At 69.9% G+C, this 26,665-nt stretch carries 22 protein-coding genes; 4 read left to right on the top strand and 18 right to left on the bottom strand.

The window, feature by feature from the left end; all coding sequences use genetic code 11:
* Positions 1 to 442: 442 nt before the first annotated feature.
* The 13 genes from EDF27_RS18005 to otsA form a co-directional block, all read right to left on the bottom strand.
* Positions 443 to 1,213 carry a fumarylacetoacetate hydrolase family protein gene (locus tag EDF27_RS18005; protein ID WP_123656202.1) on the bottom strand — a complete coding sequence of 257 codons (771 nt, stop codon included), beginning with the start codon at positions 1,211 to 1,213 and terminating at the stop codon, positions 443 to 445.
* 30 nt (positions 1,214 to 1,243) lie between these two features.
* Positions 1,244 to 2,383: a branched-chain amino acid aminotransferase gene (locus EDF27_RS18000; RefSeq protein WP_132050329.1), complete on the bottom strand. Its 1,140-nt coding sequence runs from the start codon at positions 2,381 to 2,383 to the stop codon at positions 1,244 to 1,246.
* Positions 2,384 to 2,398: 15 nt separating this feature from the next.
* Positions 2,399 to 3,466, bottom strand: coding sequence for a 3-isopropylmalate dehydrogenase (locus EDF27_RS17995; RefSeq protein WP_132050327.1), 1,068 nt, complete (start codon positions 3,464 to 3,466; stop codon positions 2,399 to 2,401).
* Positions 3,467 to 3,478: 12 nt separating this feature from the next.
* Complete coding sequence (serA, locus tag EDF27_RS17990) at positions 3,479 to 5,068, bottom strand: phosphoglycerate dehydrogenase (RefSeq protein ID WP_123656199.1); 1,590 nt, start codon at positions 5,066 to 5,068, stop codon at positions 3,479 to 3,481.
* A gap of 157 nt (positions 5,069 to 5,225) precedes the next feature.
* A complete protein-coding gene (locus tag EDF27_RS17985) occupies positions 5,226 to 5,603 on the bottom strand; it encodes a hypothetical protein (protein WP_123656198.1) in 378 nt (125 codons plus the stop codon).
* Positions 5,600 to 6,064 carry a hypothetical protein gene (locus EDF27_RS17980; RefSeq protein WP_123656197.1) on the bottom strand — a complete coding sequence of 155 codons (465 nt, stop codon included), beginning with the start codon at positions 6,062 to 6,064 and terminating at the stop codon, positions 5,600 to 5,602. Before EDF27_RS17980 ends, EDF27_RS17985 begins: the two co-directional genes overlap by 4 nt.
* A 65-nt stretch (positions 6,065 to 6,129) precedes the next feature.
* Positions 6,130 to 7,320: a mannitol-1-phosphate 5-dehydrogenase gene (locus EDF27_RS17975; RefSeq protein ID WP_123656196.1), complete on the bottom strand. Its 1,191-nt coding sequence runs from the start codon at positions 7,318 to 7,320 to the stop codon at positions 6,130 to 6,132.
* Positions 7,321 to 7,533: 213 nt separating this feature from the next.
* The gene (ilvC, locus tag EDF27_RS17970) at positions 7,534 to 8,559 is read right to left on the bottom strand and encodes a ketol-acid reductoisomerase (protein WP_123656195.1); all 1,026 of its coding nucleotides are present in this window, start codon (positions 8,557 to 8,559) and stop codon (positions 7,534 to 7,536) included.
* Between the two features lie 46 nt (positions 8,560 to 8,605).
* A complete protein-coding gene (gene ilvN, locus EDF27_RS17965) occupies positions 8,606 to 9,106 on the bottom strand; it encodes an acetolactate synthase small subunit (RefSeq protein WP_123656194.1) in 501 nt (166 codons plus the stop codon).
* Complete coding sequence (locus EDF27_RS17960) at positions 9,103 to 10,926, bottom strand: acetolactate synthase large subunit (protein WP_123702539.1); 1,824 nt, start codon at positions 10,924 to 10,926, stop codon at positions 9,103 to 9,105. The genes ilvN and EDF27_RS17960 overlap by 4 nt, the downstream gene beginning before the upstream one ends.
* 47 nt (positions 10,927 to 10,973) lie before the next feature.
* A complete protein-coding gene (ilvD, locus tag EDF27_RS17955; RefSeq protein WP_132050325.1) occupies positions 10,974 to 12,668 on the bottom strand; it encodes a dihydroxy-acid dehydratase in 1,695 nt (564 codons plus the stop codon).
* 91 nt (positions 12,669 to 12,759) lie between these two features.
* Positions 12,760 to 13,557, bottom strand: coding sequence for a trehalose-phosphatase (gene otsB / locus EDF27_RS17950; protein ID WP_132050323.1), 798 nt, complete (start codon positions 13,555 to 13,557; stop codon positions 12,760 to 12,762).
* Positions 13,550 to 15,142, bottom strand: a complete 1,593-nt coding sequence (otsA, locus tag EDF27_RS17945; RefSeq protein WP_123656190.1) for an alpha,alpha-trehalose-phosphate synthase (UDP-forming) — start codon at positions 15,140 to 15,142, stop codon at positions 13,550 to 13,552. Before otsA ends, otsB begins: the two co-directional genes overlap by 8 nt.
* A 133-nt stretch (positions 15,143 to 15,275) precedes the next feature.
* Between otsA and EDF27_RS17940 the strand changes: the two genes are divergently transcribed.
* Together EDF27_RS17940 and EDF27_RS17935 are read left to right on the top strand one after the other, a co-directional pair.
* On the top strand, positions 15,276 to 17,717 hold the full coding sequence (locus EDF27_RS17940) for a hypothetical protein (protein ID WP_132050321.1): 2,442 nt from the start codon (positions 15,276 to 15,278) through the stop codon (positions 17,715 to 17,717).
* Between the two features lie 22 nt (positions 17,718 to 17,739).
* The gene (locus tag EDF27_RS17935; protein ID WP_123656188.1) at positions 17,740 to 18,711 is read left to right on the top strand and encodes a magnesium transporter CorA family protein; all 972 of its coding nucleotides are present in this window, start codon (positions 17,740 to 17,742) and stop codon (positions 18,709 to 18,711) included.
* A gap of 54 nt (positions 18,712 to 18,765) precedes the next feature.
* Here EDF27_RS17935 and EDF27_RS17930 read toward each other — a convergent pair whose 3' ends face one another.
* On the bottom strand, positions 18,766 to 19,917 hold the full coding sequence (locus EDF27_RS17930) for an SLC13 family permease (protein WP_132050319.1): 1,152 nt from the start codon (positions 19,915 to 19,917) through the stop codon (positions 18,766 to 18,768).
* Between the two features lie 85 nt (positions 19,918 to 20,002).
* Between EDF27_RS17930 and EDF27_RS17925 the strand changes: the two genes are divergently transcribed.
* Complete coding sequence (locus EDF27_RS17925; protein WP_123656186.1) at positions 20,003 to 20,194, top strand: hypothetical protein; 192 nt, start codon at positions 20,003 to 20,005, stop codon at positions 20,192 to 20,194.
* A 114-nt stretch (positions 20,195 to 20,308) separates the two neighbouring features.
* Here the strand turns inward: EDF27_RS17925 and EDF27_RS17920 are convergent, their stop codons facing one another.
* The 4 genes from EDF27_RS17920 to EDF27_RS17905 form a co-directional block, all read right to left on the bottom strand.
* A complete protein-coding gene (locus tag EDF27_RS17920; protein WP_132050317.1) occupies positions 20,309 to 21,472 on the bottom strand; it encodes a mechanosensitive ion channel domain-containing protein in 1,164 nt (387 codons plus the stop codon).
* Between the two features lie 70 nt (positions 21,473 to 21,542).
* The gene (locus EDF27_RS17915; RefSeq protein ID WP_132050315.1) at positions 21,543 to 22,457 is read right to left on the bottom strand and encodes a glycine betaine ABC transporter substrate-binding protein; all 915 of its coding nucleotides are present in this window, start codon (positions 22,455 to 22,457) and stop codon (positions 21,543 to 21,545) included.
* A gap of 14 nt (positions 22,458 to 22,471) precedes the next feature.
* On the bottom strand, positions 22,472 to 23,449 hold the full coding sequence (locus EDF27_RS17910; RefSeq protein WP_132050313.1) for a proline/glycine betaine ABC transporter permease: 978 nt from the start codon (positions 23,447 to 23,449) through the stop codon (positions 22,472 to 22,474).
* Positions 23,446 to 24,771 (bottom strand): glycine betaine/L-proline ABC transporter ATP-binding protein, encoded by a 1,326-nt coding sequence (locus EDF27_RS17905; protein WP_123702669.1) that lies wholly within the window; start codon positions 24,769 to 24,771, stop codon positions 23,446 to 23,448. The genes EDF27_RS17910 and EDF27_RS17905 overlap by 4 nt, the downstream gene beginning before the upstream one ends.
* Positions 24,772 to 25,100: 329 nt before the next feature.
* Between EDF27_RS17905 and EDF27_RS17900 the strand changes: the two genes are divergently transcribed.
* Positions 25,101 to 26,642 carry an amino acid permease gene (locus tag EDF27_RS17900; RefSeq protein WP_123702527.1) on the top strand — a complete coding sequence of 514 codons (1,542 nt, stop codon included), beginning with the start codon at positions 25,101 to 25,103 and terminating at the stop codon, positions 26,640 to 26,642.
* The last annotated feature ends 23 nt before the right edge of the window (positions 26,643 to 26,665 follow it).

Genomic DNA, 26,665 nt, shown 5'->3' with positions numbered 1-26,665 from the left:
GAATTGTCTCCGGACGTCCCACAAGTGGAACGCCACGGGGTCAATAAATTGGCATTGACAATGTGCACGCTGTTGAGTTCTCAAGGACCAGACGCGCCGAGCTTCTTCTCCCCTGGAGGAATGCCCGCTCGGGCAACTTCGGTACTGTACCACTACTTCAGTGGCGGTCGAATCGACCGGCTTCATTGGAGTGGGTGGTCCCGCTTGAGGTCGGCGTGGTCGGACTGCATCTTCCGGGGCTTTCGCTCCGGGTGACCGTCTCGGCTTCTCCGCCGCACCTTTGGGGTGACGAGTAAGAACTCTACGGGCGATCGGCGGATCCGGCAAACCGAGCGCGCACGACGGCGTGTCGCCCGGAACGACGGGGATCGTGTCTCGGGAACGACGAAGGGCCCGCCATCCGGGTGGATGACGGGCCCTCGGTCGAACGCAGAAGGAATGCTCAGCGACGCGCGATGACGGGGTTCTTCAACGTGCCGATGCCGGAGATCGTGACCTCGACGACTTCGCCGTCGCGGATCTCCCCCACGCCCGACGGGGTCCCCGTGAGGATCACGTCCCCGGGCAGCAGGGTCCAGATCGCCGACACGAACTCGATGAGCGACGGGATGTCGTGCACCATCTCGCTCGTCGAGGCGACCTGGCGCAGGTCACCGTCCACACGGGTCTCGAGCCGGATGTCCGACGGGTCGATCTCGGTCTCGATCACCGGACCGAGCGGGCAGAACGTGTCGAACCCCTTCGCGCGGGTCCACTGGCCGTCCCGCGCCTGGAGGTCACGGGCGGTCACGTCGTTCGCGATCGTGTACCCGAGGATCACGCTGGCGAAGTCCTCACGCTTGACGTTCTTCGCGAGGGACCCGATCACGATGGCGAGTTCGCCTTCGTGGTCGACGCGTCCGATGCCCTCGGGCAGGCGGATGGGGTCGTCCGGACCGATCACCGAGGTGTTCGGCTTGAGGAACACCACGGGGTCGTCGCCCGAGACGTCGTCCATCTCGGCGGCGTGTTCGGCGTAGTTGAGCCCGACGCCGATCACCTTCGACCTCGGGATCACCGGGGCCAGGAGCTTCGCCTCGGACAGGGGCACCCGCTCCCCCGTGGTCTCGAACCCCTGGTACATCGGGTCCCCCGCGAGCACCACCAGGGCGCGCTCGTCGAGGATGCCGTACCGGGGGTCTTCACCCTTGCTGCTGAACCGTGCGATCTTCACCGTTCGACCCTACCGACGCCCGAGCCCGGATCAGGACGCGTCGGTCAGCTTGGTCATCCACCCGTGCGCGTCGGGACGACGGCCGGACTGGATGTCCGTGAGCTCTTCGCGCAGGGACATCGTGAGTTCGCCGGCACCGACGGTCGGCGAACCGATCGTGAAGCCGTCGCCGCGGAGCTCCGCGATCGGGGTCACCACGGCGGCGGTGCCGCACGCGAAGGCCTCGGTGATGGAGCCGTCCGCGACGCCGTCCCGCCACTCGTCGAGGGTCACCCGACGACGCTCGACCTGCAGGCCGCGGTCTTCCGCGAGCTGCAGGATCGAGTCACGGGTGATCCCTTCGAGGATGGACGGGGAGTCCGGGGTGACGAGCGTGCCGTCGGACTTCACGAGCACGACGTTCATGCCGCCGAGCTCCTCGAGGTACTTGCCTTCTTCGGAGTCGAGGAACATCACCTGCTGGCAGCCGTGCTCGTACGCCTCTTGCTGCGGGAGCAGGGACGCCGCGTAGTTGCCACCGGTCTTGGCCGCCCCCGTGCCGCCACGGCCCGCGCGGGCGTAGTTCGACGACAACCAGATGGACACCGGCTTCGGCCCGGACGTGAAGTACGCGCCGGCCGGGCTCGCGATGCAGTGGTACGCCACCGCCTGGGCCGCACGGACCCCGAGGAAGGACTCCGTCGCGATCATGAACGGCCGCAGGTACAGGCTGGTCTCCGGCGCCGAGGGCACCCAGTCCACGTCGGTCTGCACGAGCTGGCGGATGGACTCGACGAAGACCTCGACCGGGAGCTCCGGCAGCGCCAGGCGCCGGGCCGACCGCTGGAAGCGACGGGCGTTGGCATCCGGGCGGAACGTCCACACCGAGCCGTCGGCGTGCCGGTAGGCCTTCAGCCCCTCGAAGATCTCCTGCGCGTAGTGCAGGACACTGGCGCTCGGGTCGAGCGAGAGCGGACCGTACGGGTGGATCGCGGCATCGTGCCACCCGGCGTCGATCGTCCACTCCACCGTGGCCATGTGGTCCGTGAAGTGCTTGCCGAACCCGGGGTCCGCCAGGATCACGTCACGCTCCGCCTCCGCCCGACGCTCGGCAGACGGGGTGGTGGAGAACTCGAGCCCGAAGACGGTCTCGGGGTTCGCGGTCTCGGTGCTGGCGGTGTCGGTGCTCATCGGTGTGGCTCCCTTTCAGGCGGTGGTGGTGCGCTCCGCGGCCGCGGCGGCGATGGCGTCGCCGATCTCGGCCGTGCTGCGCTGCGATGTGCCCCGGTCAGCCAGGTCCGCTTCAACGGCCCGCGTCACCGCCGTCGCCAGGTCCCCACGACCGATGTGGTCGAGGAGGAGGGCGACGGAGAGGATGGCGGCCGTCGGATCGGCCTTCTGCTGACCCGCGATGTCCGGCGCGGATCCGTGCACCGGCTCGAACATGCTGGGGAAGGTGCCGTCCGGGTTGATGTTGCCCGAGGCCGCCAGACCGATGCCGCCGCTGATCGCGCCGGCCAGGTCGGTGATGATGTCGCCGAAGAGGTTGTCGGTGACGATGACGTCGAACCTAGCAGGCTCCCGAACCATGTGGATGGTGACCGCGTCCACGTGCTGGTAGTCCACGGTGACGTCCGGGTACTCCTGCCCGACGGCCGCCACGGTCCGCTGCCAGAGCGCTCCGGCGTGCACGAGCACGTTGCTCTTGTGCACGAGCGTCAGGTGCTTCCGTGGGCGCCGATTCGCCAGGTCGAAGGCGTACCGGACCGTGCGCTCCACCCCGTACGCGGTGTTCAGGGAGACCTCTGTCGCGATCTCGTGCGGGGTCCCGACGCGGATCGCCCCGCCGTTGCCGACGTAGGGCCCCTCGGTCCCTTCGCGGATGACGACGAAGTCGACGGCCCCGGGTGCCGCGAGCGGCGTCACCACGGAGTCGTAGACCTTCGTCGGACGCAGGTTGACGTAGTGGTCGAACGCGAACCGGAGCTTCAGCAGCAGTCCGCGCTCGATGATCCCGCCGGCAAGGCGTGGGTCGCGGGGGTCCCCGCCGACCGCGCCGAGCAGGATCGCGTCGTGCGACGCCACGGCCGCCATGTCGTCCTCGGTGAGGATGTCGCCGGTCTCGAGGTACCGGGTGGCACCGAGCGAGAACGGGGTCTCGTCGATCACGAGGTCGTCCGGGGTGACGGCATGCAGGACCTTGAGGGCCTCGTCGACCACTTCCGGTCCGATGCCGTCACCGCGGATGACCGCGAGCTTGAGCGTCTGCGTCATGTGGGTGCTCCCCTACAGCGTGATGTCGATCTCGCGGAGCGAGGAGGCGTCGATCGTCTTGCGGACGTGCTCGAGGATCTCCGCGGGCACCGGCGAGTCGACGGTGAGGACGCTGAGCGCCTGTCCGCCGGCGGCCTGGCGCGCGATCTGCATGGCGGCGATGTTGATGCCCGCCTCGCCGAACTCCTTGCCGTAGACCGCGACGATGCCCGGGCGGTCCGTGTAGTCCATGACCACGTGGTGCTTGTCGAGGGCGACCTCGACGTCGTAGCCGTTGATCTCGACGAGCTTCTCGACCTGCTTGGGGCCGGTGAGCGTGCCCGAGACGCTGATCGCCGGGCCGTCGGACTGGGCGCCGCGGATCGTCAGGACGTTGCGGTACTCCGGGCTGTCCGAGTCGGTGATGAGCCGGACGCTGACCCCGCGCTGTTCCGCGATGAGCGGGGCGTTGACGTAGGAGACCTGGTCGCTGACGACGTCCGTGAAGACGCCCTTCAGCGCTGCGAGCTTCAGCACGCTGACGTCGAACTCGGCGAGCTCGCCGTGGACCTCGACGTCGATGCTGGTGACCGGGGAGGTGGCGAGGGCCGTGAAGACCTGACCGAGCTTCTCGACGAGCGGGATGCCCGGACGCACGTACGGATCGATGACGCCACCGGCGACGTTGACCGCGTCCGGGACGAGCTCGCCGCCGAGCGCGAGGCGCACGGACTTGGCGACCGAGACGCCCGCCTTCTCCTGCGCTTCGTCGGTGGAGGCGCCGAGGTGCGGCGTGACCACGACGTTCGGCAGGGACACCAGGGGCGAGTCCGTCGGGGGCTCGGACACGAAGACGTCGAGGCCGGCGCCGGCGATCTGGTTGCTGGTGAGCGCACGGTGCAGTGCGTCTTCGTCGATCAGGCCGCCGCGGGCCACGTTCACGACGAACGCGGTCGGCTTCATGATCGCGAACTGCTCGTCCGAGATCATGCCGAGGGTCTCCGGCGTCTTCGGCATGTGGATCGTGACGAAGTCCGCGCGCTTGAGCAGGTCGTCGAGGGAGACGAGCTCCACCCCGAGCTGCTGCGCACGGGCCGTGGTGACGTAGGGGTCGTACGCGATGACCGAGACGCCGAACGCCTGCAGGCGCTGGGTGATCAGGGCACCGATGCGGCCGAGGCCGATGATGCCGACCGTCTTCTCGTAGAGCTCGACGCCGGTGTACGCGGAGCGCTTCCACGCGCCGGCCGCGAGCGACGCGTGCGCCGCCGGGATGTGGCGCGCGAGCGACAGGATGTGACCGACCGTGAGCTCGGCCGCCGAGATGATGTTCGACGTCGGCGCGTTCACGACCATCACGCCGGCCGTGGTGGCCGCCTTGATGTCGACGTTGTCGAGGCCGACGCCGGCACGGGCGACGACCTTGAGGTTCGGTGCTGCGGCGATCGCTTCGGCGTCGACCTTGGTGGCGGAACGCACCAGGATGGCGTGCGCGTCGGCGAGGGAGGCCAGGAGTGCGGGGCGGTCGGTGCCGTCCACGTTCCGGATCTCGAAGTCGGGCCCGAGGGCGTCGACTGTGGCGGGCGAGAGTTCTTCGGCGATCAGGACGACCGGCTTCGGCACAGCTGCTGTTTCCTCACACGAGACGGGCGGTATCCCACCATCGTATCGACGCGAGCAGGCCGTTACGACCGCAACCGGGGCTCTGTGGAGAACCACATGACGGACGGGAGGGTCGTGGCGGTGTCGCCACGGGCCTCCCGTCCGTCATGTGGTTCCGTCAGGAACCGATCCGCAGTGTCGAGGACACGTACTGCAGGAGCGTGAACCAGAGCGCGGAGACCGCGCAGAGCGCGGCGACGAACACCACGACGGTCCGGACGAGCTCCATCCGCCGCGACACCAGCCACGCGGCGACGAACCCCGCCGGCGCGATCGCGACGTCGAGGACGAGGGCCGGCCACGGGGTGGAGGTCTCAAGGCCTGAGCCGCCGTTCTTCCGGACGAACTCGTTGAACGCGGACACCGACTGCGTGACACCGACCAGGTTGCCGACGGCCTGCCAGGTGACGTAGGCGAGACAGACGGCGGCGACGATCCAGACGACGAGCTTGCCGACGGTGAACACGCGCGGCTGCTCGGAGACGGCGGCGCTCACCCGAAGCTCCTGGTCAGGATGAAGGGCCACGGGATGAGGACGACCGCGCCCACGAGCAGCCAGATGAACTTCGTGCGGTTGCGGGTGCCCTGCCCGAGCCAGAGGGTCGCGGCGAACCAGAACGCCGGGGCCATGATCGCGAGGACGCGCATGATCTCCGACACGATGCTCGCGACGCCGGTGCCGGTGACCGTCAGGAGGCTCGCGCTGACGAGCCAGGCCACCGTGTAGAGGAGGTAGACGCCGCCGAAGACGCCCATGCCGACGAGCGCCCCGGAGCCGAGCGGCTCTTCGGTGTCGTGCTCGCGGCGCGCCTTCACCCGGACGGGGTTGTGGGCGGCGTCGACGTGGGTGGCGTCGTCCGCGTCGTCCCAGGAGAGGGCGGCTTCGTCGTCGTGGTCGACCGCGCCGTCCGGCGGGGACGCCGCGGCGCCGTCGTGTGCGGGAGGTGCCGGGGTCATGCCCTCGATTCTACGAGAGCACGGCGCGACGCGAGACCGCGAGGTCGCTCAGGCGTCGACGCGGCTCAGGCGTCGGCGGCCTGGGACTCGAGGACCTCGGCGACGACGTCGCGGACCGCCGGGAACAGCGGGTGGCTCTCCATGAGTCCGGTGAGGATCTCGGTGAGCGCGTGTGCGGTCGCGCCGGAGCGGAGCAGCGCGTGCAGCTCGATCGACTCGGGGTCGTCCTGGTCGTCGAAGGCGAGGGCCACGCGGATCGCGCCGACGAGGTGCTCGACGGGCATCCCGCGTTCGGCGAGCTGCGCGGCCGGGCCGACGAAGCGTTCCCGCCGGCCGAGCTTCCTGAGCGGGTTCCGGCCGACGCGGACGGTGGTGTCCGGCAGGTGCGGGTTCGCGATGCGGGACAGGTTCGCGGCGACGTAGCGCGCGTGCTCGTCCGGGTCGAAGCCGTGCTTGGCGATGAGGAGCTCGGTGGTCTCCGCCAGGACGCCGTCCACCTCGGCGCGGACGGCGGTGTCCTCGAGGGCTTCGCGGATGAGCCGGATCCCGCGGACGTAGCCGTGGTAGGCGGCCGTCGCGTGGGCGGTGTTCACCGTGTAGAGCTTCCGCTCGACGAAGGGCTGCAGGTCGTCGACCCACGTCACGCCGTCGATCTCCGGCGGCTCGGCATCGGAGGACGCGAACGGCGTGCGCTCGATGACCCACTCGTAGAAGGGCTCGAGGACCACGTCGAGGCCGCCGGACTGGCCGAGGACGCCGGACTGGTCCGGGACGATGCGGTCGATCGCGCAGTTCGCGAAGACCGCGGCGATGTCCCGGTCTTCGAGGATGGGGGCGCGGCGGATGCTGGCGTGCAGCGAGTCCGTCGCGTTGTAGGCGTTCTCGCACGCCACGATCGTGACGTCGCCGCGCTCGAGCGGGCGGGCTGCGAGGCCCTCCGCGATCACCGGGGCCACCAGCGGCAGCGTGCGTGCACCGACCGCGGTGGTGACGACGTCGGCTTCCGCGATGGCCTGGATGACGCGTTCACGGTCGGTCTTGCTGCTCAGCGCGCTGAACCCGTAGACCAGGTGCTCGACGGGCATGTCACCGACTTCGTGCACGACGAACTTGCCGGCTTCGTTGAGTGCCGCGACCACACGTTCGTCGACGTCGACGAAGGTCAGCTCGTAGCCGCTCGCCACGAGGAACTGGCCCACGAAGCCGCGCCCGATCTTGCCGGCGCCGATGTGGACCGCTCGCTTCGTCACCGCCATCCGATGATCATCCCATGCCGATCGGTACGGTTCTGCCACGTCGTGAGCGGTGCGCGCGACGCCTGTCGTGCAACGCCCCGGGGGTCGCCGGAGGGACGCCGGTCCGCGGCGTCGGGGGTGGTGAAGAGATGGTTCATGTCGTTCGGGTCACATCGAGAAGCGGCGGTGCACGGGTGCACACCGCCGCCTCGTCGTCGAGTGGTCTGGGGAAGACTACCGCGCGGCGGAACCGTCGACGTAGTCCGAGTCCGACTGCTTCCACGCGAAGAGCTTGCGGAGCTCGCGGCCGGTGGCCTCGATCGGGTGGCCCTCGCCCTTCTCGCGCAGCGCCTTGAACTCCGGAGCACCGGCGTCCTGGTCGTCGATGAAGCGCTTCGCGAAGGTGCCGTCCTGGATGTCGGCGAGCACGGCCTTCATGTTCTCCTTCACCTCCGGCGAGATCACGCGGGGGCCGGAGACGTAGTCACCGAACTCGGCCGTGTCGGAGATCGACCAGCGCTGCTTGGTGAGGCCGCCCTCCCAGATCAGGTCGACGATCAGCTTGAGCTCGTGGAGCACCTCGAAGTAGGCGATCTGCGGCTGGTAGCCCGCCTCGACCAGGGTCTCGAAGCCGTACTGGATGAGCTGCGACGTGCCACCGCAGAGGACGGCCTGCTCACCGAACAGGTCGGTCTCGGTCTCCTCGGTGAAGGTGGTCTTGATGCCGCCGGAGCGGAGGCCACCGATCGCCTTGGAGTAGGACCAGGCGAGGTCCCATGCGCTGCCGGACGCGTCGACCTCGACGGCGACGATCACGGGGACGCCACGGCCGGCCTCGTACTCGCGGCGCACGGTGTGGCCAGGGCCCTTCGGTGCGACGAGGGACACGTCGACACCGGCGGGCGCCTCGATGTAGCCGTAGCGGATGTTGAAGCCGTGTCCGAAGACGAGCGTCGCGCCCTGCTTGAGGTTCGGCTCGATGTCGTCCTTGTAGACGATGCGCTGGACCTGGTCCGGCGCGAGGATCACGACGACGTCGGCCCACTTGGTGACCTCGGCGGGCGTGAGCACCTCGAAGCCGGCCTCTTCGGCCTTCTGGCGGCTCTTCGAGCCCTCCTTGAGGCCGATCTTGACCTCGACGCCGGAGTCGCGGAGGTTGAGGGCGTGGGCGTGGCCCTGCGAGCCGTAGCCGATGACCGCGACCTTCTTGGCCTGGATGAGGGACAGGTCGGCGTCGGCGTCGTACACGATGTCAGTCACGGTGCGTGATCTCCTTGGTAGTGGTTCGTTCGGAGCCGGGTGGCGCTCAGCGCACCCGGTCGGTGATGCTCTTGGGTCCGCGGCCCACACCGAGGAGGCCGGCGCGCGCCAGCTCCTTGATGCCGTATGGCTCGAGCACGCGGAGGATCGCCTGGATCTTGCCGGGGTCGCCGGTCACCTCGACGATGAGCGAGTCGTTCGCGACGTCGACGACCTGGGCGCGGAACAGGTTCACTGCTTCGAGCACGGCCGAGCGCGTCTGGTTGTCGACACGGACCTTCACGAGCATGTGCTCGCGCTGGACCGACTGCGAGAAGTCGAGTTCGACGATCTTGATGACGTTGACGAGCTTGTTGAGCTGCTTGGTCACCTGTTCGAGCGGCAGGTCCTCGACGTCGACGACGACCGTGATGCGGGACAGTCCCGCGACCTCGGTGTTGCCCACGGCGAGCGACTCGATGTTGAAGCCGCGTCGGGCGAAGAGCCCGGCGACACGGGTCAGGAGGCCCGGCTTGTCCTCGACGAGGAGGGAGAGGACGTGGCTCATGCGGTTTCCCCCGTCATGTCGGCGTCTTCGTCGTCCCAGGTGGGTGCGATCGTCTGGGCGTACTCGATGGACGAGTTGCTGACCCCCTGCGGGACCATCGGCCAGACCATCGAGTCACGGCTCACGACGAAGTCGATGACGACCGGACGGTCGTTGGTGGCGAGGGCGAGCTGGATCGCGGCGTCGACCTCGTCCTCCTTCTCGACGCGGATGCCGAGGGCGCCGTACGCCTCGGCGAGCTTCACGAAGTCGGGGACACGGCGCGAGGAGTGGCCGGTCTCCAGGTCGGTGAACGAGTGACGGCCGTCGTAGAACAGCGTCTGCCACTGGCGCACCATGCCGAGCGAGGAGTTGTTGATGATCGCGACCTTGATCGGGATGTCGTTGATGACACAGGTCGCGAGTTCCTGGTTCGTCATCTGGAAGCACCCGTCGCCGTCGATCGCCCAGACCACACGGTCCGGTTCGGCGACCTTGGCACCCATCGCAGCGGGGACCGAGTAGCCCATGGTGCCGGCGCCGCCGGAGTTCAGCCACGCGTTCGGGCGCTCGTACTTGATGAACTGCGCCGACCACATCTGGTGCTGCCCGACACCGGAGGCGTAGATCGCCTCGGGGCCGGTGAGCTCACCGATGCGGCTGATGATCGCCTGCGGTGCCAGCAGTCCGTCCTGCGGCGGTGCGAAGCCGAGCGGGAAGTCCGCACGGACCTGCTCGAGCCGGCTCCACCACGTCGCGATGCTCGCGCGGGAGTCCGTGGGGATCCCCTGCCAGGCGTCGAGGAGGTCGACGAGCACGTCCTTCGCGTCGCCCACGATCGGGACGTCGGCGAAGCGGATCTTGGAGATCTCCGCCGGGTCGATGTCGACGTGCACGACCTTGGCGTCGGGCGCGAACTCGTCCACCTTGCCGGTGACGCGGTCGTCGAAGCGGGCGCCGAGGGCGATGATGAGGTCGCTCTCCTGCAGCCCGAGCACCGCGGGCACGGTGCCGTGCATGCCGGGCATGCCGAGGTGCTGCTGGTGCGAGTCCGGGAACGCGCCGCGGGCCATCAGCGTCGTCACGACCGGGGCGCCGGTGGCCTCGGCGAAGGCGATGAGCTCGGCGGTCGCGCGGGAGCGGATCACGCCACCGCCGACGTAGAGCACCGGACGGTTCGACTCCGCGAGGAGCTGGGCGGCGGCGGTGATCTGCTTGCCGTGCGCCTTGGTCACCGGACGGTAGCCGGGCAGGTCGACCTTCGGCGGCCAGACGTACGGCGCCGACTTCTGCTGGGCGTCCTTGGTGATGTCGACGAGCACCGGGCCCGGGCGACCCGTCGTCGCGATCAGGTGCGCGGCGGCGAGCGTCGCGGGGACGTCGGCGGGGTCGGTCACGAGGAACGAGTGCTTCGTGATCGGCATCGTGATGCCGACGATGTCCGCTTCCTGGAAGGCGTCGGTGCCCATCAGCGTGGAGAACACCTGGCCGGTGATCGCGATGAACGGGACCGAGTCCATGTAGGCGTCGGCGATCGCGGTGACGAGGTTCGTGGCACCGGGGCCGGACGTGGCGATCGCGACGCCGACCTTGCCGGACGCGGACGCGTAGCCCTCGGCGGCGTGGCCGGCGCCCTGCTCGTGCCGGACCAGGATGTGCCGGATGGTCGTCGACGCCATGAGCTCGTCGTAGAAGGGGATGATCGCGCCGCCGGGCAGGCCGAAGACGTCGGTGATCCCGAGGTGCTCGAGCGTCCGCAGGACGGCTCCCGAGCCGGTCAGGACCTCCGGCGATCGACGTGCTCCGGTGGCCGCGGACAGCGGTGTGGCTTCCGTGGGCATGAAGGGTTCCTTGCCTTACGAGATGGCGGTGGTGCGGGTGTCGAACGCTAGCCCGTGACCGCGCCCTTGGCGGCGGACTGGACGAGCTTGGCGTACTTCGCGAGGACTCCGCGGGTGTAGCGCGGGGGCAGCGGTTCCCAGCCGTCACGGCGGGATGCCAGCTCGGCAGGGTCGACCAGTAGGTCGAGCGTGCGAGCCGCGATGTCGACACGGATGCGGTCGCCATCGCGCACGAAGGCAACTGGACCTGCGTCCACTGCTTCCGGTGCGATGTGGCCGATGCACAGGCCGGTTGTGCCGCCTGAGAATCTGCCGTCGGTCAACAGTAGTACATCCTTGCCGAGACCCGCGCCCTTGATGGCCGCCGTGATGGCGAGCATCTCGCGCATGCCCGGGCCGCCCTTCGGACCCTCGTACCGGATGACGACGACGTCGCCCTTCTGGATCCGCCCCTCGGTGAGGGCGTCCATGGCGGAGCGCTCGCGGTCGAACACCCGCGCGGGGCCCTCGAACACCGAGGCGTCGAAGCCCGCGGTCTTCACGACGGCACCCTCTGGTGCGAAGGAGCCCTGCAGGATCGTCAGGCCGCCGGTCTCGTGGATCGGGTTGTCGAGCTTGCGGAAGACCTCGCCGTCGAGCTCCGGCGGGTCGATCTCGGCCAGGTTCTCGGCGACGGTCTTGCCCGTGACGGTCATGCACTCGCCGTGCAGGAGCCCGGCGTCGAGCAGCGCCTTCATGATCACCGGGATGCCGCCGTTGCGGTCGACGTCGACCATGACGTACTTGCCGAACGGCTTCATGTCGGCCAGGTGCGGGACCTTGGAGCCGATGCGGTTGAAGTCGTCGAGGTCCAGCTCGACCTCGGCCTCGTGCGCGATCGCCAGCAGGTGCAGGACGACGTTGGTGGAGCCTCCGAGGGCCATCGCGACGGCGATCGCGTTCTCGAACGCCTCCTTCGTCAGGATCTGGCGCGCGGTGATGCCGTGCTTGAGCATGTTCACCACGGCCTCGCCGGAGCGGTGCGCGTAGTAGTCGCGGCGGCGGTCGGCGCTGGGCGGCGCGGCCGAGCCCGGGAGCGACATCCCGAGTGCTTCGGCGACCGACGCCATCGTGTTCGCGGTGTACATCCCGCCGCAGGCGCCTTCGCCGGGGACGATCGCACACTCGATCTTCTTGAGCTCTTCTTCGCTCATGGTGCCGGCCTTGCAGGCGCCGACGCCCTCGAAGGAGTCGATGATCGTGACTTCCTTCATCGTGCCGTCGGCCTGCTTCACGTAGCCCGGCATGACCGAGCCCGCGTAGAGGAAGACGCTCGCGAGGTCGAGACGCGCGGCGGCCATCAGCATGCCGGGGAGCGACTTGTCGCAGCCGGCGAGCAGCACGGTGCCGTCGAGGCGCTCCGCGTTGACGACGGTCTCGACGCTGTCCGCGATGACCTCGCGCGAGACGAGGGAGAAGTGCATGCCCTCGTGGCCCATCGAGATGCCGTCCGAGACGGAGATGGTGCCGAACTGGAGCGGGTACCCGCCACCGCCGTGGACGCCTTCCTTGGCGCCCTGGGCGAGCCGGTCGAGGCTCAGGTTGCAGGGGGTGATCTCGTTCCAGGACGAGGCGATGCCGATCTGCGGCTTCTCCCAGTCCTCGTCCCCCATCCCGACGGCGCGCAGCATGCCACGCGAGGTGGTTGCTTCGATCCCGTCGGTGACGACTCGGCTACGCGGCTTGACGTCGATATCAGGCATGGAGCGAGTCTAGGACCGATTGGGATACCAATCGTGCACCTTCATGCATATGCATGGTTCCGATCATCGGACGGGAGGCTCGGCTCGGGTCTCAGCGCGTGGCCCGCAGGCGGGCGAGCTGCTTCAGGACGTCGGTCAGGGCCGCAGGATCGCTCACGCGGTACCCCGCGAGCGTGTCGCCCTCCCCCACCTTCACGCCGACGTCACCGGCACCCAGCACGCGGAAGGCGTCCTCGTCGGTGACGTCGTCGCCGGCGAAGAACACCCCGTCCGCGCCACGGAGGTCCCGCAGCCGGGCGATGGCGTCGCCCTTCGTGACGTGCCGGACGGCGAACTCGACGATGTCCTTGCCGCCACGTTCGAGGACCTCCGGGTCGGCGTCGTGCGCCGCCCGGCTGGCCGCGGCGTTCGCCTCGGCCGCGACCTCGGCGCTCACACGTCGGGTGTGCACGCCGTGCCCGGCGGGCTTGTGCTCGATGACGACACCGGGGAACCGTGCGCCCACTTCGTCGAGGGCGGCACCGATGCGGGCCACCCGTGCCTGCTCGTCCTCGGTCAGCGCGGCTTCGTCGTGGCCGTCGACGCGCCACTCCACACCGTGCGAGCCGACGAGCGACATGTCGTCCGGGGCGTGCGTGACCCGCGCGAGGCTGCCGAGCGGCCGGCCGGAGACCAGCACCACCTCGGTGTCCTTCGCGCGCTGCAGCGTCAGCACCGCGGCCCAGCTGCCCGGCAGGGCGCCGACCTGGGACGGGTCGTCCGCGAACGGCGCCAGGGTGCCGTCGAAGTCCAACGCGACCAGCAGGCGGTCGGCCGCAGCCAGGTCCGCGAGGGCCGTGTCGAGCTCTGGGGTCGTCGTCTCGTCGACGTTGGTGGTCGTCTCAGGCATCACGGGCCTCCCGGGTGTCCTCAGCAGCACGCGCCTTCTGGGCGTCCTGGTCGAAGATCGACATGTTGTCGGTCTGGGCCTCGCGGTGACGGTCCGCGGGATCCGTCGCCGACGGGTCGATGCGGGCGTTCCGTGGGGCGTGGCGGTCGAGCGCTTCGAGGAACGAGCGCGACCAGCGGGCCACGTCGTTGTCCCGGACGCGCTTCCGGAGCGCGCGCATCCGCGTGGAGCGCTCGCGACGGGGCATCTCGATCGCACGCTCGATCGAGTCCTTCATGGCGCCGATGTCGTGCGGGTTGATGATCACGGCCTGCTTGAGTTCGTCGGCGGCCCCGGCGAACTCGGAGAGGATCAGCACGCCGTCGTTGTCGAAGCGCGTCGCGACGTACTCCTTCGCGACGAGGTTCATGCCGTCGCGGAGGGCGGTCACGAGCATGATGTCGGCGGCCAGGTAGAGCGCGACCATCTCCTCGCGCGGGTAGCCGTGGTGCAGGTACGAGATCGGCTGGTGGCCGATCGTGCCGAGGTCGCCGTTGATCCGGCCGACGCTCAGCTCGATCTCGTCGCGGAGGGTCCGGTAGGTGTCGACGCGCTCACGGCTCGGGCTCGCGACCTGCACCAGGGTGGCGTCCTCGACCTTGATGCGGCCGTCCTCGATGAGCTCACCGAACGCCTTGATCCGGTGCCGGATGCCCTTGGTGTAGTCGAGCCGGTCCACGCCGAGGAGGACCGTCTTCGGGTTGCCGAGGCCCTCGCGGATCTCACGGGCACGTTCCTGGACCTCGGGCTTCCGCGCGATGTCCTCGAAGCTCTCCGCGTCGATCGAGATCGGGAAGTGCCGGGCCTCGACGTGGCGCACCGTGATGCCCTTGCGGCTCCGCGGAGCCTGCGGGTCGTCGACGGGGACGTCGATCGTGGTGCCCTTGGTCGTGTAGCCCTTGATGTGCCGGACGGCACGGAGGAAGTCGCTGGCGTCGTCGTGGCGCTGGAAGCCGATCACGTCCGCGCCGAGCAGCCCGTCGAGGATCTGCGCACGCCACGGGAGCTGCGCGTAGATGCCGACCGGCGGGAACGGGATGTGGTTGAAGAAGCCGATCGTCACGTCCGGGCGGAGTTCGCGGAGGAGCGCCGGGACGAGCTGCAGCTGGTAGTCCTGCACCCAGACGATGCCGTCCTGCTCGGTGATCTCGGCGATCTGCTCCGCGAAGCGCTTGTTCACGCTCTTGTACGCGTTCCACCAGTCGCGGTGGTAGCTCGGGTGCTCGATCACGTCGTGGTAGAGCGGCCAGAGGGTGTCGTTGCTGAAGCCCTCGTAGTAGTCCTCGACGTCGGAACCGCTGAGCGGGACCGGGACGATGTGGATGCCCTCGTTGTCGAACGGCTCGACCTCGACGTCGGGCTGGCCGACCCAGCCGACCCAGGCGCCGTCGTTCGCACGCATCACCGGCTCGAGCGCGGTGACCAGTCCACCGGGCGAGTGCCGCCAGCCTTCGTTGCCGTCCTCGTCGACGACGCGGTCCACGGGGAGCCGGTTCGAGGCCACGACGAAGGAGTACTTGCTGGACGAACTGTGAGGTGCTGACACGGGTCGAAACTACCAGCGCGCCGACAGCGGATTCCCGGTGGATCCGCGGCTTCCCATATGCTGCATCCCGTGTCGGGGGGACACAGCGTGCCGGAGGGCGGTGCGCGGCTGCCCGGCCGGAGAGGAATCCGCCGTGAGCGACAACCCTGGCGTGCCCGGTCCGCCCGTACCTGGCTCTGGTGCCGGTCCTGCCGGTTCCGGTGCGAGCGATCCGTTCGGACGGCTGCTCCGGTCGATCGGCGGGCGTGACTGGCTCGCCGCCGTGCTCGCCGGCGTCGGTGCCTGGGTCGCGGCGTACGTCGTCGCCGGGATCTCGCTCCTGCTGACGGTGGCCGTGGCGGCCGCCGGCGGCTCGGGCGACTCGTCGATCGGCGGCGCCACCCTGCCCGACTCCGGGTCGACGCTCGGCAGCGCCGCGCCGGACGTGCAGAGCCTCCTCTCCGGCGTCAGCGTGCTGCTCGGCGCGCCCGCGCAGCTCGTCGCCCTCGCCGACTTCGGTCGCCTGCACCTCGCCGGGTCGATCCCGCTGCTCGGGGTCTCCGGTGCCGCGTCGCTCGGGTTCGTCCCCGCGCTGGTCCTCGCCGCACAGGTCGTCCTCGCGGTGGTGCTCACCCGCCGGGTCCGCAGCCGTGCCCTCGGGACCTGGCAGCTCGTCGTCACGTCAGTCGTCACCGGCCTCGTGCTCACCGCCTTCACCACGCTCGCCGGCCTCGTGCTCGCCATCCGCTTCCCGTCGTCGTCCGGCGTCGCGATCAGTGCCGTGCACGCCGTCGGCGTCGGCAGCATCCTCGGCGCGTTCGTCGTCGGTGCGCTGTCCGCGTTCCTCGCGAGCCCCGCGGTGCTCGCTCGCGGTCGGGTGCTCGCCACCCGGGTCCTCGGCACCGCCCGGGTGGCCGTGTTCCAGATCGGGGCCGTCGTCGTCCTCGTCGCGGTCGTCCTGATCGTGGTCGCCCTGGTCGCCCAGCCGTCGTGGGGCGCCGCGCTCCCGCTCGTCATCGGCAACCTGTCGATCGCCCTCGTCGCCCTCGGGTTCCTCGGCGGGGTCGGCGTCGCGGGCGCCGGTGGCGTCACGCAGACCGCGTCCGTGTTCAGCGGGTCCTCCGGCTGGCTCTGGCTCGTCGTGCTCCTCGTCCTGGTGACCGCGGTCGCCGCGGGACTCGCGCTCGCCGTCCGCCGCAACGACCGGGCACGCACGACGCTCGACTGGGTCGTCACGCCCGCGGTCTGGCTCGTCGCCGGACTGGTCCTCTTCGTGCTCGGAACCGGGGTGTTCTCGTACAGCGCGACCGGGTCGAGCGCCGTCTCCGGGACCGGGTCGATGGGCGTCGCACCGTGGACGCCGATCGTGTTCGCGCTGTGGGGCGGGGCGATCGAGGTCGTCGCGCGGTACCTCGCGCCGGTGCTCCTCCCCCTGCTCGGTGGTCGCGTGCTGCTGGTGACGTCACGGCTCGTCGGGTCGGACCCGCGGGCCGTCGCCGTGCCGTCGTGGTCGGCCACGCCCGGTGCCGCGGGCGGGGCTGCCGCTGACGGCGCTGCGACCGAGGGTGCTCCGGCCGGCTGGGGCGCCGGGACGTCCGCTCCGTTCGTCGGGGCGTCGGCGAGCGCCGCCGCGCCGATGTCGCCGCGGGCGAAGAAGGTCCTCGTCCGGTCCCTGATCGCCGGCGGTGCCGTCGTCGTCGTGATCGTCGCGGGCGCCGTCACCACCGGGGTGCTCCGCTCGAACGTCTGGGGACCGGCACCGACGGTCCGGAACTACGTCGACGCGATCGCACGCGGTGACGCCGCCACGGCCGAGGACATGAGCGAGGTCCCGGACGACGCCGCGATGCTCGACGCCACCGTCCTGAAGAGCGCGGAGAACCGTCCGAGCGACGTCCGCGTGGGCCGTGTCACCACCGCCGGGGACCGCGCCACCGCGACGGTCACCTACACGCAGGGCGGCAAGAACCGCTCCGGCCAGGTCGAGCTGCGCCGCACCGGGACGAGCTGGCTCGTGAAGGACGAGTGGCGCGTGACGACCCCGCTCGCGGACACCGTGTCGATCACCGCCGCGTCGGCGCTCGAGGGCGCTCCCGTGAGTGTCGGCGGGAAGCGGATCGGGAAGATCAGCGACGGTTCCTTCCGCTCGCTGGCGTACCCGGGCACCTACAGCGTGCAGGTCGGCGGGTCGAAGTACTTCACCGGCGGCACGAAGACGGTGTCCGTCGGCGCCTCCACCAGCCCGTACGTCGACTTCGAGCCGAAGGCCACGAAGCAGCTCACGACGGACGCGGAGGCGTTCGTCACGGACCAGATCACCGCGTGCGCCGCGAAGACCGACGTCTCCGCGCTGGACGGGTGCCCCTGGTACGGCCCCTACGACGCCGACGGCGCCGTGAAGTACCGGGTCACGACGATGCCGGAGCTCAAGGTCGAGACCTCGGGCTCCGGCAGCGTGCAGGTGACGAGCACGTCGGACGGGGTCGTCGCCTACGACTACAAGTCGTTCTTCGGCGACGCCGGTCACGACGAGGACTCCTTCGATGTCTACGAGTACCTGAAGGTCGAGGACGGCAAGCTCGTCGCCGGGTACTGAGCCCGTCAGTAGGCTCGGGCGCATGGTCAGCACACGCTCGTGGCGGAACGGTTCGGCATCGGAGCGGGACTTCCCGATCGAGCGGGTGTCGGACCTCGTCGCCGACGAGGACGTCGTCGTGTGGGTCGACTACACCGACCCCAGCGCCGCCGACCTCGAGCAGATCGAGCAGGAGCTCGGCATCCACGCGCTCGCCGTGGAGGACGCGGTGGAGCGCGGGCAGCGCCCGAAGCTCGACCGGTACCGTGACAGCCTCTTCCTCGTCGTCTACGACGTCAGCGGTCGGGACGACGAGGGAGAGCTCGTCACGCACGAGGTGAAGGCCTTCGTGACGCGGCGCGCCCTGGTCACGATCCACGGCGCCGACGTGGACGCGAGCGCGATGGAGCGGCGGCTCCAGGCGAACGTCGACATGTCGGACCACGGGGTCCCGTGGCTCGTGTGGGCGCTCCTCGATGCCGTGGTCGACCACGCCAGCGCCACGGTCGAGGCGATCGAGAAGGACATCGACACGCTCGAGGACGACCTCTTCGAGCGCGGTGATGCCCGCGAGAAGCAGATCCAGCGCCGCTCGTTCGGGCTGCGCAAGGCACTCGGGGTGCTCCGGCGGCTGGTGGTCCCGACGAAGGACAGCGTCGGGTCGCTGCTGCACGGCGACGCGGAGACGATCTCGGACGGGATCCGGCCGTACTTCCGGGACGTCGAGGACCACCTCGTCACCATCGCGGACTCGGTCGACCAGCTGCGGGACGCCGTGTCGAGCGTGCTGGACACGAACCTCAACCTGGCGTCGAACCGCCAGAACACGGTGATGAAGAAGGTGACGAGCTGGGCGGCGATCATCGCGATCCCGACCGCGATCACGGGGTTCTTCGGGCAGAACGTCACGTTCCCGGGCGAGGGGCAGTGGAGCGGACTGCTCGTCTCGGTCGCGCTCATCGTGGTGTCGTCGCTCGTGCTCTACCGGGTCTTCAAGGCCCGCGACTGGCTGTAGCCGCGGCACGCTGACGTCGCACGCTGACGTCGCACGGTGCGAGGCGCAGCCGCGCTACAGCGCGAGCGCCAGGACGCCGGCGACCACCGTGAGCGGGGCGACCACGCAGCCGAGCGCCATGTAGCGCCCCCACGAGAGCCGGATGCCCTCCGCCGACAGCCGCGCGTGCCAGAGCAGCGTCGCGAGCGAGGCCCACGGCGTGATGAGGCACCCGGCGTTCACCCCGATGAGGAGCGCCGCGTAGCGCAGCGCATCATGCCCGGCAGCGGGCTCGAGCACCAGGTACGCGGGCAGGTTGTCGATCGCGTTCGCCGCCACCGCGCCCGCTCCCCCGAGCAGCAGCAACGACCCGGTCCCGGTGCCGCCGGAGAGCGCCCGGACGATCGGGTCGGTGATGCCGGTGGTGTGCAGGGTCTCGACGACGACGAACAGCCCGGCGGCGAACACCAGCGTCGACCACGGCACGCGTGACGGCCGGAGTTCGGACGGGGCCCGGAACGCCGCGACGACGACGAGCAGCGCTGCCGCGGCGAGCGCGGCGATCCAGACGGTGACGCCGGCGGTCAGCGCGATGACGAGCGCCACCAGGACGACCGACGCAGCGCCGAAGAACACCGGGTCGGACGGCCGCCGGACCGCCACCGGCGTGTACCGGCCGAAGAGCTTCCCGCGGAACACGACGAGCAGCACGGCGCACGGGACGACGACGCCCGCGAGCGCCGGCCAGGCCATCAGCCCGGCGAACGGGATCGGCCCGTCGAGCCCGATCCGGTCCACGGCGAGCAGGTTCGTCAGGTTCGACACCGGCAGCAGGAGGGACGCGGTGTTGGCGAGCCAGACGGTCGTCAGCGCGAACGGCATCGGCGGCAGCCCGACCCGCCGGGCCAGGGCGATCACGATCGGGGTGAGCAGCACCGCGGTGGTGTCGATCGACAGGAACACGGTGCAGAGGACCGCGAGCACGACCACGGCGCCCCAGAGCCCGATCGTCCGGCCGCCACCGATCCGGGCGGCGACGTCGGCCAGGCGGTCGAAGACCCCGGCGTCGGCGGCGAGTTCGGACACGATGGTCAGCCCGAGGACGAACCCGAGGACGGGGAGCACCCGGTCTGCCAGCTCGGCGAGGTCGGGCAGCGGGAGCAGCCCGAGCGCGACACAGACGGCTCCGACGAGGAGCAGGGCTCCCCCGATGACGGCTTGACGCAATGTGTCTCCTCGGTGCGCGGCCGCGACCGGCGGCGCTCCAATGTACAGACCAGTACGGTGGTCGGGACGACGACAGGAGGAATCCGTGCGCAAGTTCTTGTTCAACGGTGCGGTGTGGAGTTCGATCATCAGCGGCTACAGCGTGCTGCAGACGACCAGGCGGGGTCCGCGCGACTGGCGCCTGGCGCTGACGTGGGTGGCGTGGCTCTCGACGACGATCGTGGCGATCGGCACGGTCGTCGAGGACGACCGCGCGGTCCGCGCGAAGCAGCCGTGATCTGAGGTCACCACGAGACGGACGGGAGGCCCGGTGCCAGCTGGCACCGGGCCTCCCGTCCGTCCGTGGTGGCGACCGGATCAGCGCGGACGGCCGCGCCGGCTCCCGCGCCGTCTACCGCTCCGACGGCCGGATCCCGGACGTCTGGATCGGCCCGGTGAACAGGGCGGCGCGGTCCTGCTGGTCCGGCGTGAACAGCGCCGAGTCCGACGCGGTCGACGCGCCACGCCGCCGCGGCGTCGCGACCTCGTCCACCATGAGCACCCGCTGGACGGGCAGCGCGTCCGGGTGGGTGCGCTGGATCCAGTCGACGAGCTCCTCGCGGATGTAGCAGCGCAGGTCGAACAGCGACGGCGCGTCGTGCGACGTCGCGAGGACCCGGACGCGCACGTACCCCTGCACGGCGTCGGTCACCTGGAGCACCTTGACCCGCTTGTCCCACAGCTCGGTGCGGTCGAGGATCCGGTCGAGCTCGACGCGCATCTCGCTGGGCCGCACCCGCCAGTCCAGGTCGAACTCCACCGCGCCGAGCAGTTCGCTGTTGGTCCGGGTCCAGTTCTCGAACGGCGTCGACGTGAAGTAGGTCGACGGCAGCACGAACCGGCGGTCGTCCCAGAGGTGCACGACCACGTACGTCAGCGTGATCTCCTCGATGCGGCCCCACTGGGTCTCGACCACGACGACGTCGTCGACGCGGATCGAGCCGGAGAACGCCAGCTGCATGCCGGCGAAGACGTTGCCGAGCGTGGACTGCGCCGCGAGCCCGGCGATCACCGAGATGAGTCCGGCGGAGGCGAGGACGCTCGCGCCCGCCGCCTCGACACCGGGGAACGTGAGCAGGATCGCGCCGACGCCGATGATGACGAGCACCGCGACCGTGAGCCGGCGGAGGATGAGGACCTGCGTCCGGATGCGGCGTGCGACGCGGTTGTCGGGGACGTCGACGCGGTACTTGTGGAGGCCGAGGCTCTCGAGGAAGATCGCGAGCCCGCAGGCGAACCAGGTGCCGACGCCGATCGTGACGACGAGGAACACGTGCGAGACGGTGTCCCGCCACGGGTACGCGTCGGTGTCCGGGATCGAGGACGCGAACGCCGTCCACAGCAGCGCGACGAGCAGCAGGGTCCTGGTGGGGTGCTTCGTGCGCCTGGACAACGAGGCCGCCCAGCGCTCGCGGCGGCCGAGCGCCCGGAAGACCAGGTGCAGGACGAGCGAGGCGACGGCGGTCACGAGCAGGGCGAACCCGACCGCGACGAGGAGTCGGAGGAGGATGTCCATCCCACCATGCAACCAACGGACAGGAGGCACGGTGCCAGCCGGCACCGTGCCTCCTGTCAGGGTGGGGCTGCTACTTCGAGGACGTGAGCGAATCCGCGTAGTCCTGGTGCTCGGACGCCCACTTCTTCGTGATCGCGGGGTACTCGCTCGCCGTCGCGCCGCTGTTCACGAGCGCGTTCTCGAGCGAGTAGAGCGTGTCGGAGTCCATCGAGAAGTCCCGCATCCACTTCGACGCCTGCGGGAAGTCGCTGGCGAAGTCCTTCTTGGCGATGGTGTGGATCTCCTCGTTCTTGCCGAGCGCGCCCTTCGGGTCCTTGAGGTCCTTGATCGGGAACGCGTCGTACGCCCAGTGCGGACGCCACAGGGTCACGACGACGTCCTCCTTCTTGGCGATCGCGGCCTTGAGGTCGGCGAGCATCGCCGGCGTCGAGCTCGTGATGAAGTCCATCCCGCCGAGGCCGTACTGCGGGATCACCTCGTCCTGCACGACCGCGGTCTCACCGGCGGCCGGCTCGATGCCGACGATCTTGTTCCCGAAGTCCGAGGCGTTCGCCTCGAGGTCCTCGATGGAGTCGATCTTCGAGTACTCAGGCACGGCGAGCTCGAGTGACGCCTGCTCGTTCCACGCGCCGAGGTCGGTCAGCTGGTCGCCGTACTTCTCCATGTACTGCTTGTGCGTGTTCGGCAGCCAGGTGTCGAGTACGACGTCGTAGTCCCCGGAGGACAGCCCCTGGTAGGCGGGTGCGACGTCCGCGTTGGTGAGCTGGACGTCGTAGCCCTTCTGGTCGAGGACGTACTTCCAGAGCTGGCTGGCGGCGGTGTCCTCGTCCCAGCCGTTGAACACGACGATGGACATCGACTTCTGGTCGCCGTTGTCGACGGTGCCGGATGCGCCGTAGTAGCCGGGCGGCATGCAGGCGGTCAGGCCGACGGCGGTCGCGGCGGCGAGGGCGAGGGTCGCGACGACCCGCTTGGTGCGCTTCATGGTGGGTTCCTTCCTCACGCGTCGACGGTCTGGCGGTCGGCGGCGGTCGCCTCCGCGGTGGCGGCGGTCTGGGCGGTCGCCGCGTTCGGCGTCGCGGTCACGGCCGGCTTCCGGCTGCGCTTCCACAGCCGGGAGGCTCCGCTCGCCCCGCCGCCGAGCGCTGCGGTCAGGCGGTCCAGCAGGATCGCCAGTACCACCACCGACAGACCGGCTTCGGCACCGAGTCCGACGTCGATGCGGTTCAGCGACGCGACGATCTGCTCGCCGAGGCCGCCGGCACCGACCATGCCGGCGATGACGACCATCGAGAGCGAGAGCATGATGACCTGGTTGACGCCGGCCATGATGCTGGCCTTCGCGAGCGGCAGCTGGATCTGGCGGAGGATGCGCCACGGGCTGGAGCCGAACGCGGCGCCGGCCTCGACGACCTCGCTCGGGACGCCGCGGATGCCGAGCTCGGTGAGCCGGACGCCCGGGGCCATCGCGAACACGATGGTCGCGACGATGCCGGGGACGACGCCGACGCGGAACAGCAGCAGCGCGGGGATGAGGTAGACGAACGCCGGGGTCGTCTGCATGAAGTCGAGCACCGGCCGGATCACCCGGCTGGCACCGTCGGAGCGCGCGGCCCAGACCCCGAGCGGGATGCTGAACACCACGGCGAGCCCGGCGGCGACGATGACGAGCGCCAGGGTGTCCATCGCGTTGGTCCACTGCCCGACGCTGACGATGAACAGCAGGCCGATCGCGGCTCCGAGGGCGAGCTTCCAGCCCTTCGCGACGAACGCGAGCGCGACGAGGATCAGCGTGATCACCCAGAACGGCGGCGTGGAGAGGAAGTACTCCATCCACGCGTCCATCCAGGTGAACACGTACCGGACGACGTCGAAGAAGCTGGACAGGTAGGTCGTGATCCAGTCGACGACCGCGGCGACCCACGTGCCGAGCGGCAGGTGGAAGTCCCCGAAGGAGTTGGTGCCGGGGGTGATCATGCGTTCGTCCCTTCCGTGGTGGCGAGCGTCTCGTCGAGGTCGTCGTTCGAGATGCGGGTCACCGGCTCGAGCGTCTGGATGGGGCTGGTCGTCGTCGGGACGTTGCCGAGCGCCGCGAGGAGCGTGACGCGCGGGACGACCCCGAGCAGGCGACCCTCGGCGTCGACGACCGCGATGGGCAGCGGCGACTCGACGGCGAGCTCGAACAGGTCGGTGAGCGCGGTGTCCGGCGCGACCCGGGCGTACTCGGTGTTCACGATCGCGTCGAGGTTCGTGTCGCCGGCCTTGACCTGGCGCATCACGTGGCGGTCGCGGACCCAGCCGTCGAGGGTGCGGCCGCGGCCGGTGACGAACACGGCGGCGGTCTGCAGGTCTCGCATGACGCGGAGCGCGCCACGGGGTCCGGCCGTGACCGGCACGACGGCGCGCGCCGGCTCCATCACGCTCGCGGCGGTGAGCACGCGGGCGCGGTCGACGTCCTGCACGAACTGGGCGACGTAGTCGTTCGCCGGATCGGTGAGGATGTCCTCCGGGGTGCCGATCTGCACGATGCGGCCGTCACGCATCACCGCGATCCGGTCGCCGAGGAACATCGCCTCGTTGAGGTCGTGCGTGATGAAGACGATGGTCTTGCCGAGCCGCTGCTGCAGGTCGACGAGCTGCTCCTGCATCTCGCGGCGGATCAGCGGGTCGAGGGCGCTGAACGCCTCGTCCATGAGCAGGACGTCGGTCTCCGCGGCGAGCGCGCGGGCGATGCCGACGCGCTGCTGCATGCCGCCGGAGAGCTCGTCGGGCTTCGCGTCCGCCCAAGCCTCGAGGCCCACGAGGTCGATGACCTCCCGGGCCTTCGCGAGCCGTGCCGCCTTCCCGACGCCGTTCACCTCGAGGCCGTACGCGACGTTCTCGATGACGGTGCGGTGCGGCAGGAGCGCGAAGTGCTGGAACACCATCGAGACGCTCGACCGGCGGATGTCCCGGACCTCCTTCGCCGGGGCCTTCGTGATGGTCCGGCCGCCGATCTCGACCGAGCCCGCCGTCGGCTCGAGCAGCCCGTTCAGCATCCGGATGAGCGTCGACTTGCCGGAGCCGGAGAGGCCCATCACGACGAAGATCTCGCCGGGTCGGACGTCGAACGACGCGTCGATGACGGCCGCGGAGCCGAACTCGCGGACGTCGTCGCGCGATGCGCCGGCGGCGAGACGGCGGACGGCCTCGCCTGGGCGACGGCCGAACACCTTGGTGACGTCACGGACGCGGACGGCAGGGGTCGCGCTCGGGTCCTCCGGCGTGCGGAGGTCCTGCGCTTCCTGGGGTGGTGCGATGGTCAACGGGACTCCTCGCGTGATCGCGGCGCACGGGCGCACGGCGACACGGTGTGGTTGCGAACGGGTCGTCCGGCACCCTGTTCGTCGTGACCGCGTCGAGCCCGGCGCGTCAGCGCTGGGCGAGCGATCTCGCACGCGGGGGTCGTACTCGGGACGACCCCGGTCCGGCCGACCGTACGGCCTCCGCGGCAGCTGCTGCGGTGGACGCGTCCTGATCGTCGGTGTCCCTGAGGGGACGTTCAACGGTAACGACACTTGTCCCCCATCGCGAATCGAGGGTCCTCGTCGTGGCACCACGATTCCGCTGCACCTGTACCGTGACGGGAATGACAGCGCAGAACGACACCGGCGTGGACCGAGCGCCCGCGAACGACTTCTCGCACGAGCAAGAGGGCTACCAGCACGGTCTGAAGCCCCGGCAGTTGCAGATGATCGCCATCGGCGGCGCGATCGGCACCGGGCTCTTCCTCGGCGCCGGTGGACGGCTGCACACCGCGGGCCCTGCGCTCGCGGTCGTGTACCTGATCGCGGGCGTCTTCGGCTTCTTCATCCTGCGTGCGCTCGGCGAACTCGTCCTGCACCGTCCGTCGTCGGGGTCGTTCATCTCCTACGCCCGCGAGTTCTACGGCGAGAAGTTCGCGTACGCGGCCGGCTGGATGTACTTCCTCAACTGGGCGATGACGTCGATCGTCGACACCACCGCGGTCGCCGTGTACCTGCACTACTGGTCGGCGTTCACCTCGGCGCCGCAGTGGCTCCTCGCGCTGATCGCCCTGCTCGTCGTGCTCGCCGCCAACATGGTCGCGGTGAAGCTGTTCGGCGAACTCGAGTTCTGGTTCGCGATCATCAAGGTCGCCGCGCTCGTCGCCTTCCTCGTGATCGGACTCATCTGGCTGATCTGGGCGTTCCCGGTGGAGGCCGGCGGCCAGCAGGTGCAGACCGGGTTCTCGATCTGGGCGGACAACGGCGGGCTGCTGCCGAACGGACTGCTGCCGACCGTGCTCGTCGTGCAGGGCGTCGTGTTCGCGTACGCCGCGATCGAGCTCGTCGGCACCGCGTCCGGCGAGACGCAGAACACCGAGAAGGTCATCCCCCGCGCGATCAACTCCGTGGTCTTCCGCATCGCGGTCTTCTACGTCGGGTCGGTCGTCCTGCTCTCGCTCCTGCTGCCCTACACGGCGTACAAGGAGGGGCAGAGCCCGTTCGTCACGTTCTTCTCCTCGATCGGGAACCCGCAGGTGGGCGCCGTCGTCGGCTCGATCATGAACTTCGTCGTGCTGACCGCCGCGCTGTCCTCGCTGAACGCCGGGCTGTACTCCACCGGCCGCGCCCTGCACTCGATGGGCATGAACGGGTCGGCACCGAAGTGGACCACGAAGATGTCCCGCGGCGGGGTCCCCTACGCCGGCATCCTGCTCACCGCCTGCTTCACGGTGGCCGGTGTCGTGCTGAACTACTTCGTCCCGAGCCAGGCGTTCGAGATCGCGCTGAACATCGCGAGCCTCGGGATCATCACGGCGTGGGGCACGATCATCCTCTGCCAGATGCGCCTGCGCTCCTGGGCGAAGCAGGGTCTGGCGAAGGAGCCGACGTTCAAGCTCCCCGGCGCCCCGGTGACCTCGTGGCTGACCCTCGCGTTCCTGGCGTCCGTCATCGTGCTGATGGCGATCGACTACCCCGTCGGCACGTACACGATCGCGTCCCTCGTGATCGTGATCCCGCTGCTCATCGTCGGCTGGTTCCTGCAGCGCGACCGGATCCTCCGCATCGCGGCGCTCCGCCAGGGCGTGACCGGTCCGTACCCGATCACCGGCCGCGACCCGGCGAACCAGGTGCGCCGAGCGCCGGAGGACGACGACCAGCACTGAACACGTCCTCGGTTGTCCGCGCA

This window comes from Curtobacterium sp. PhB136 (genome assembly GCF_004346855.1).
Taxonomy (GTDB): domain Bacteria; phylum Actinomycetota; class Actinomycetes; order Actinomycetales; family Microbacteriaceae; genus Curtobacterium.
Note: the sequence above shows the minus strand (reverse complement) of the source record. Positions and strands in the feature narration are given on the sequence as shown.

Excerpts from the sequence above, each read along its gene's own strand:
- EDF27_RS18000 (WP_132050329.1), bottom strand. The coding sequence starts at position 2,383 with ATGAGCACCGACACCGCCAGCACCGAGACCGCGAACCCCGAGACCGTC.
- EDF27_RS17995 (WP_132050327.1), bottom strand. The coding sequence starts at position 3,466 with ATGACGCAGACGCTCAAGCTCGCGGTCATCCGCGGTGACGGCATCGGA.
- EDF27_RS17980 (WP_123656197.1), bottom strand. The coding sequence starts at position 6,064 with ATGACCCCGGCACCTCCCGCACACGACGGCGCCGCGGCGTCCCCGCCG.
- EDF27_RS17975 (WP_123656196.1), bottom strand. The coding sequence starts at position 7,320 with ATGGCGGTGACGAAGCGAGCGGTCCACATCGGCGCCGGCAAGATCGGG.
- ilvN (WP_123656194.1), bottom strand. The coding sequence starts at position 9,106 with ATGAGCCACGTCCTCTCCCTCCTCGTCGAGGACAAGCCGGGCCTCCTG.
- EDF27_RS17960 (WP_123702539.1), bottom strand. The coding sequence starts at position 10,926 with ATGCCCACGGAAGCCACACCGCTGTCCGCGGCCACCGGAGCACGTCGA.
- ilvD (WP_132050325.1), bottom strand. The coding sequence starts at position 12,668 with ATGCCTGATATCGACGTCAAGCCGCGTAGCCGAGTCGTCACCGACGGG.
- otsB (WP_132050323.1), bottom strand. The coding sequence starts at position 13,557 with ATGCCTGAGACGACCACCAACGTCGACGAGACGACGACCCCAGAGCTC.
- EDF27_RS17935 (WP_123656188.1), top strand. The coding sequence starts at position 17,740 with ATGGTCAGCACACGCTCGTGGCGGAACGGTTCGGCATCGGAGCGGGAC.
- EDF27_RS17920 (WP_132050317.1), bottom strand. The coding sequence starts at position 21,472 with ATGGACATCCTCCTCCGACTCCTCGTCGCGGTCGGGTTCGCCCTGCTC.
- EDF27_RS17915 (WP_132050315.1), bottom strand. The coding sequence starts at position 22,457 with ATGAAGCGCACCAAGCGGGTCGTCGCGACCCTCGCCCTCGCCGCCGCG.
- EDF27_RS17910 (WP_132050313.1), bottom strand. The coding sequence starts at position 23,449 with ATGATCACCCCCGGCACCAACTCCTTCGGGGACTTCCACCTGCCGCTC.
- EDF27_RS17900 (WP_123702527.1), top strand. The coding sequence starts at position 25,101 with ATGACAGCGCAGAACGACACCGGCGTGGACCGAGCGCCCGCGAACGAC.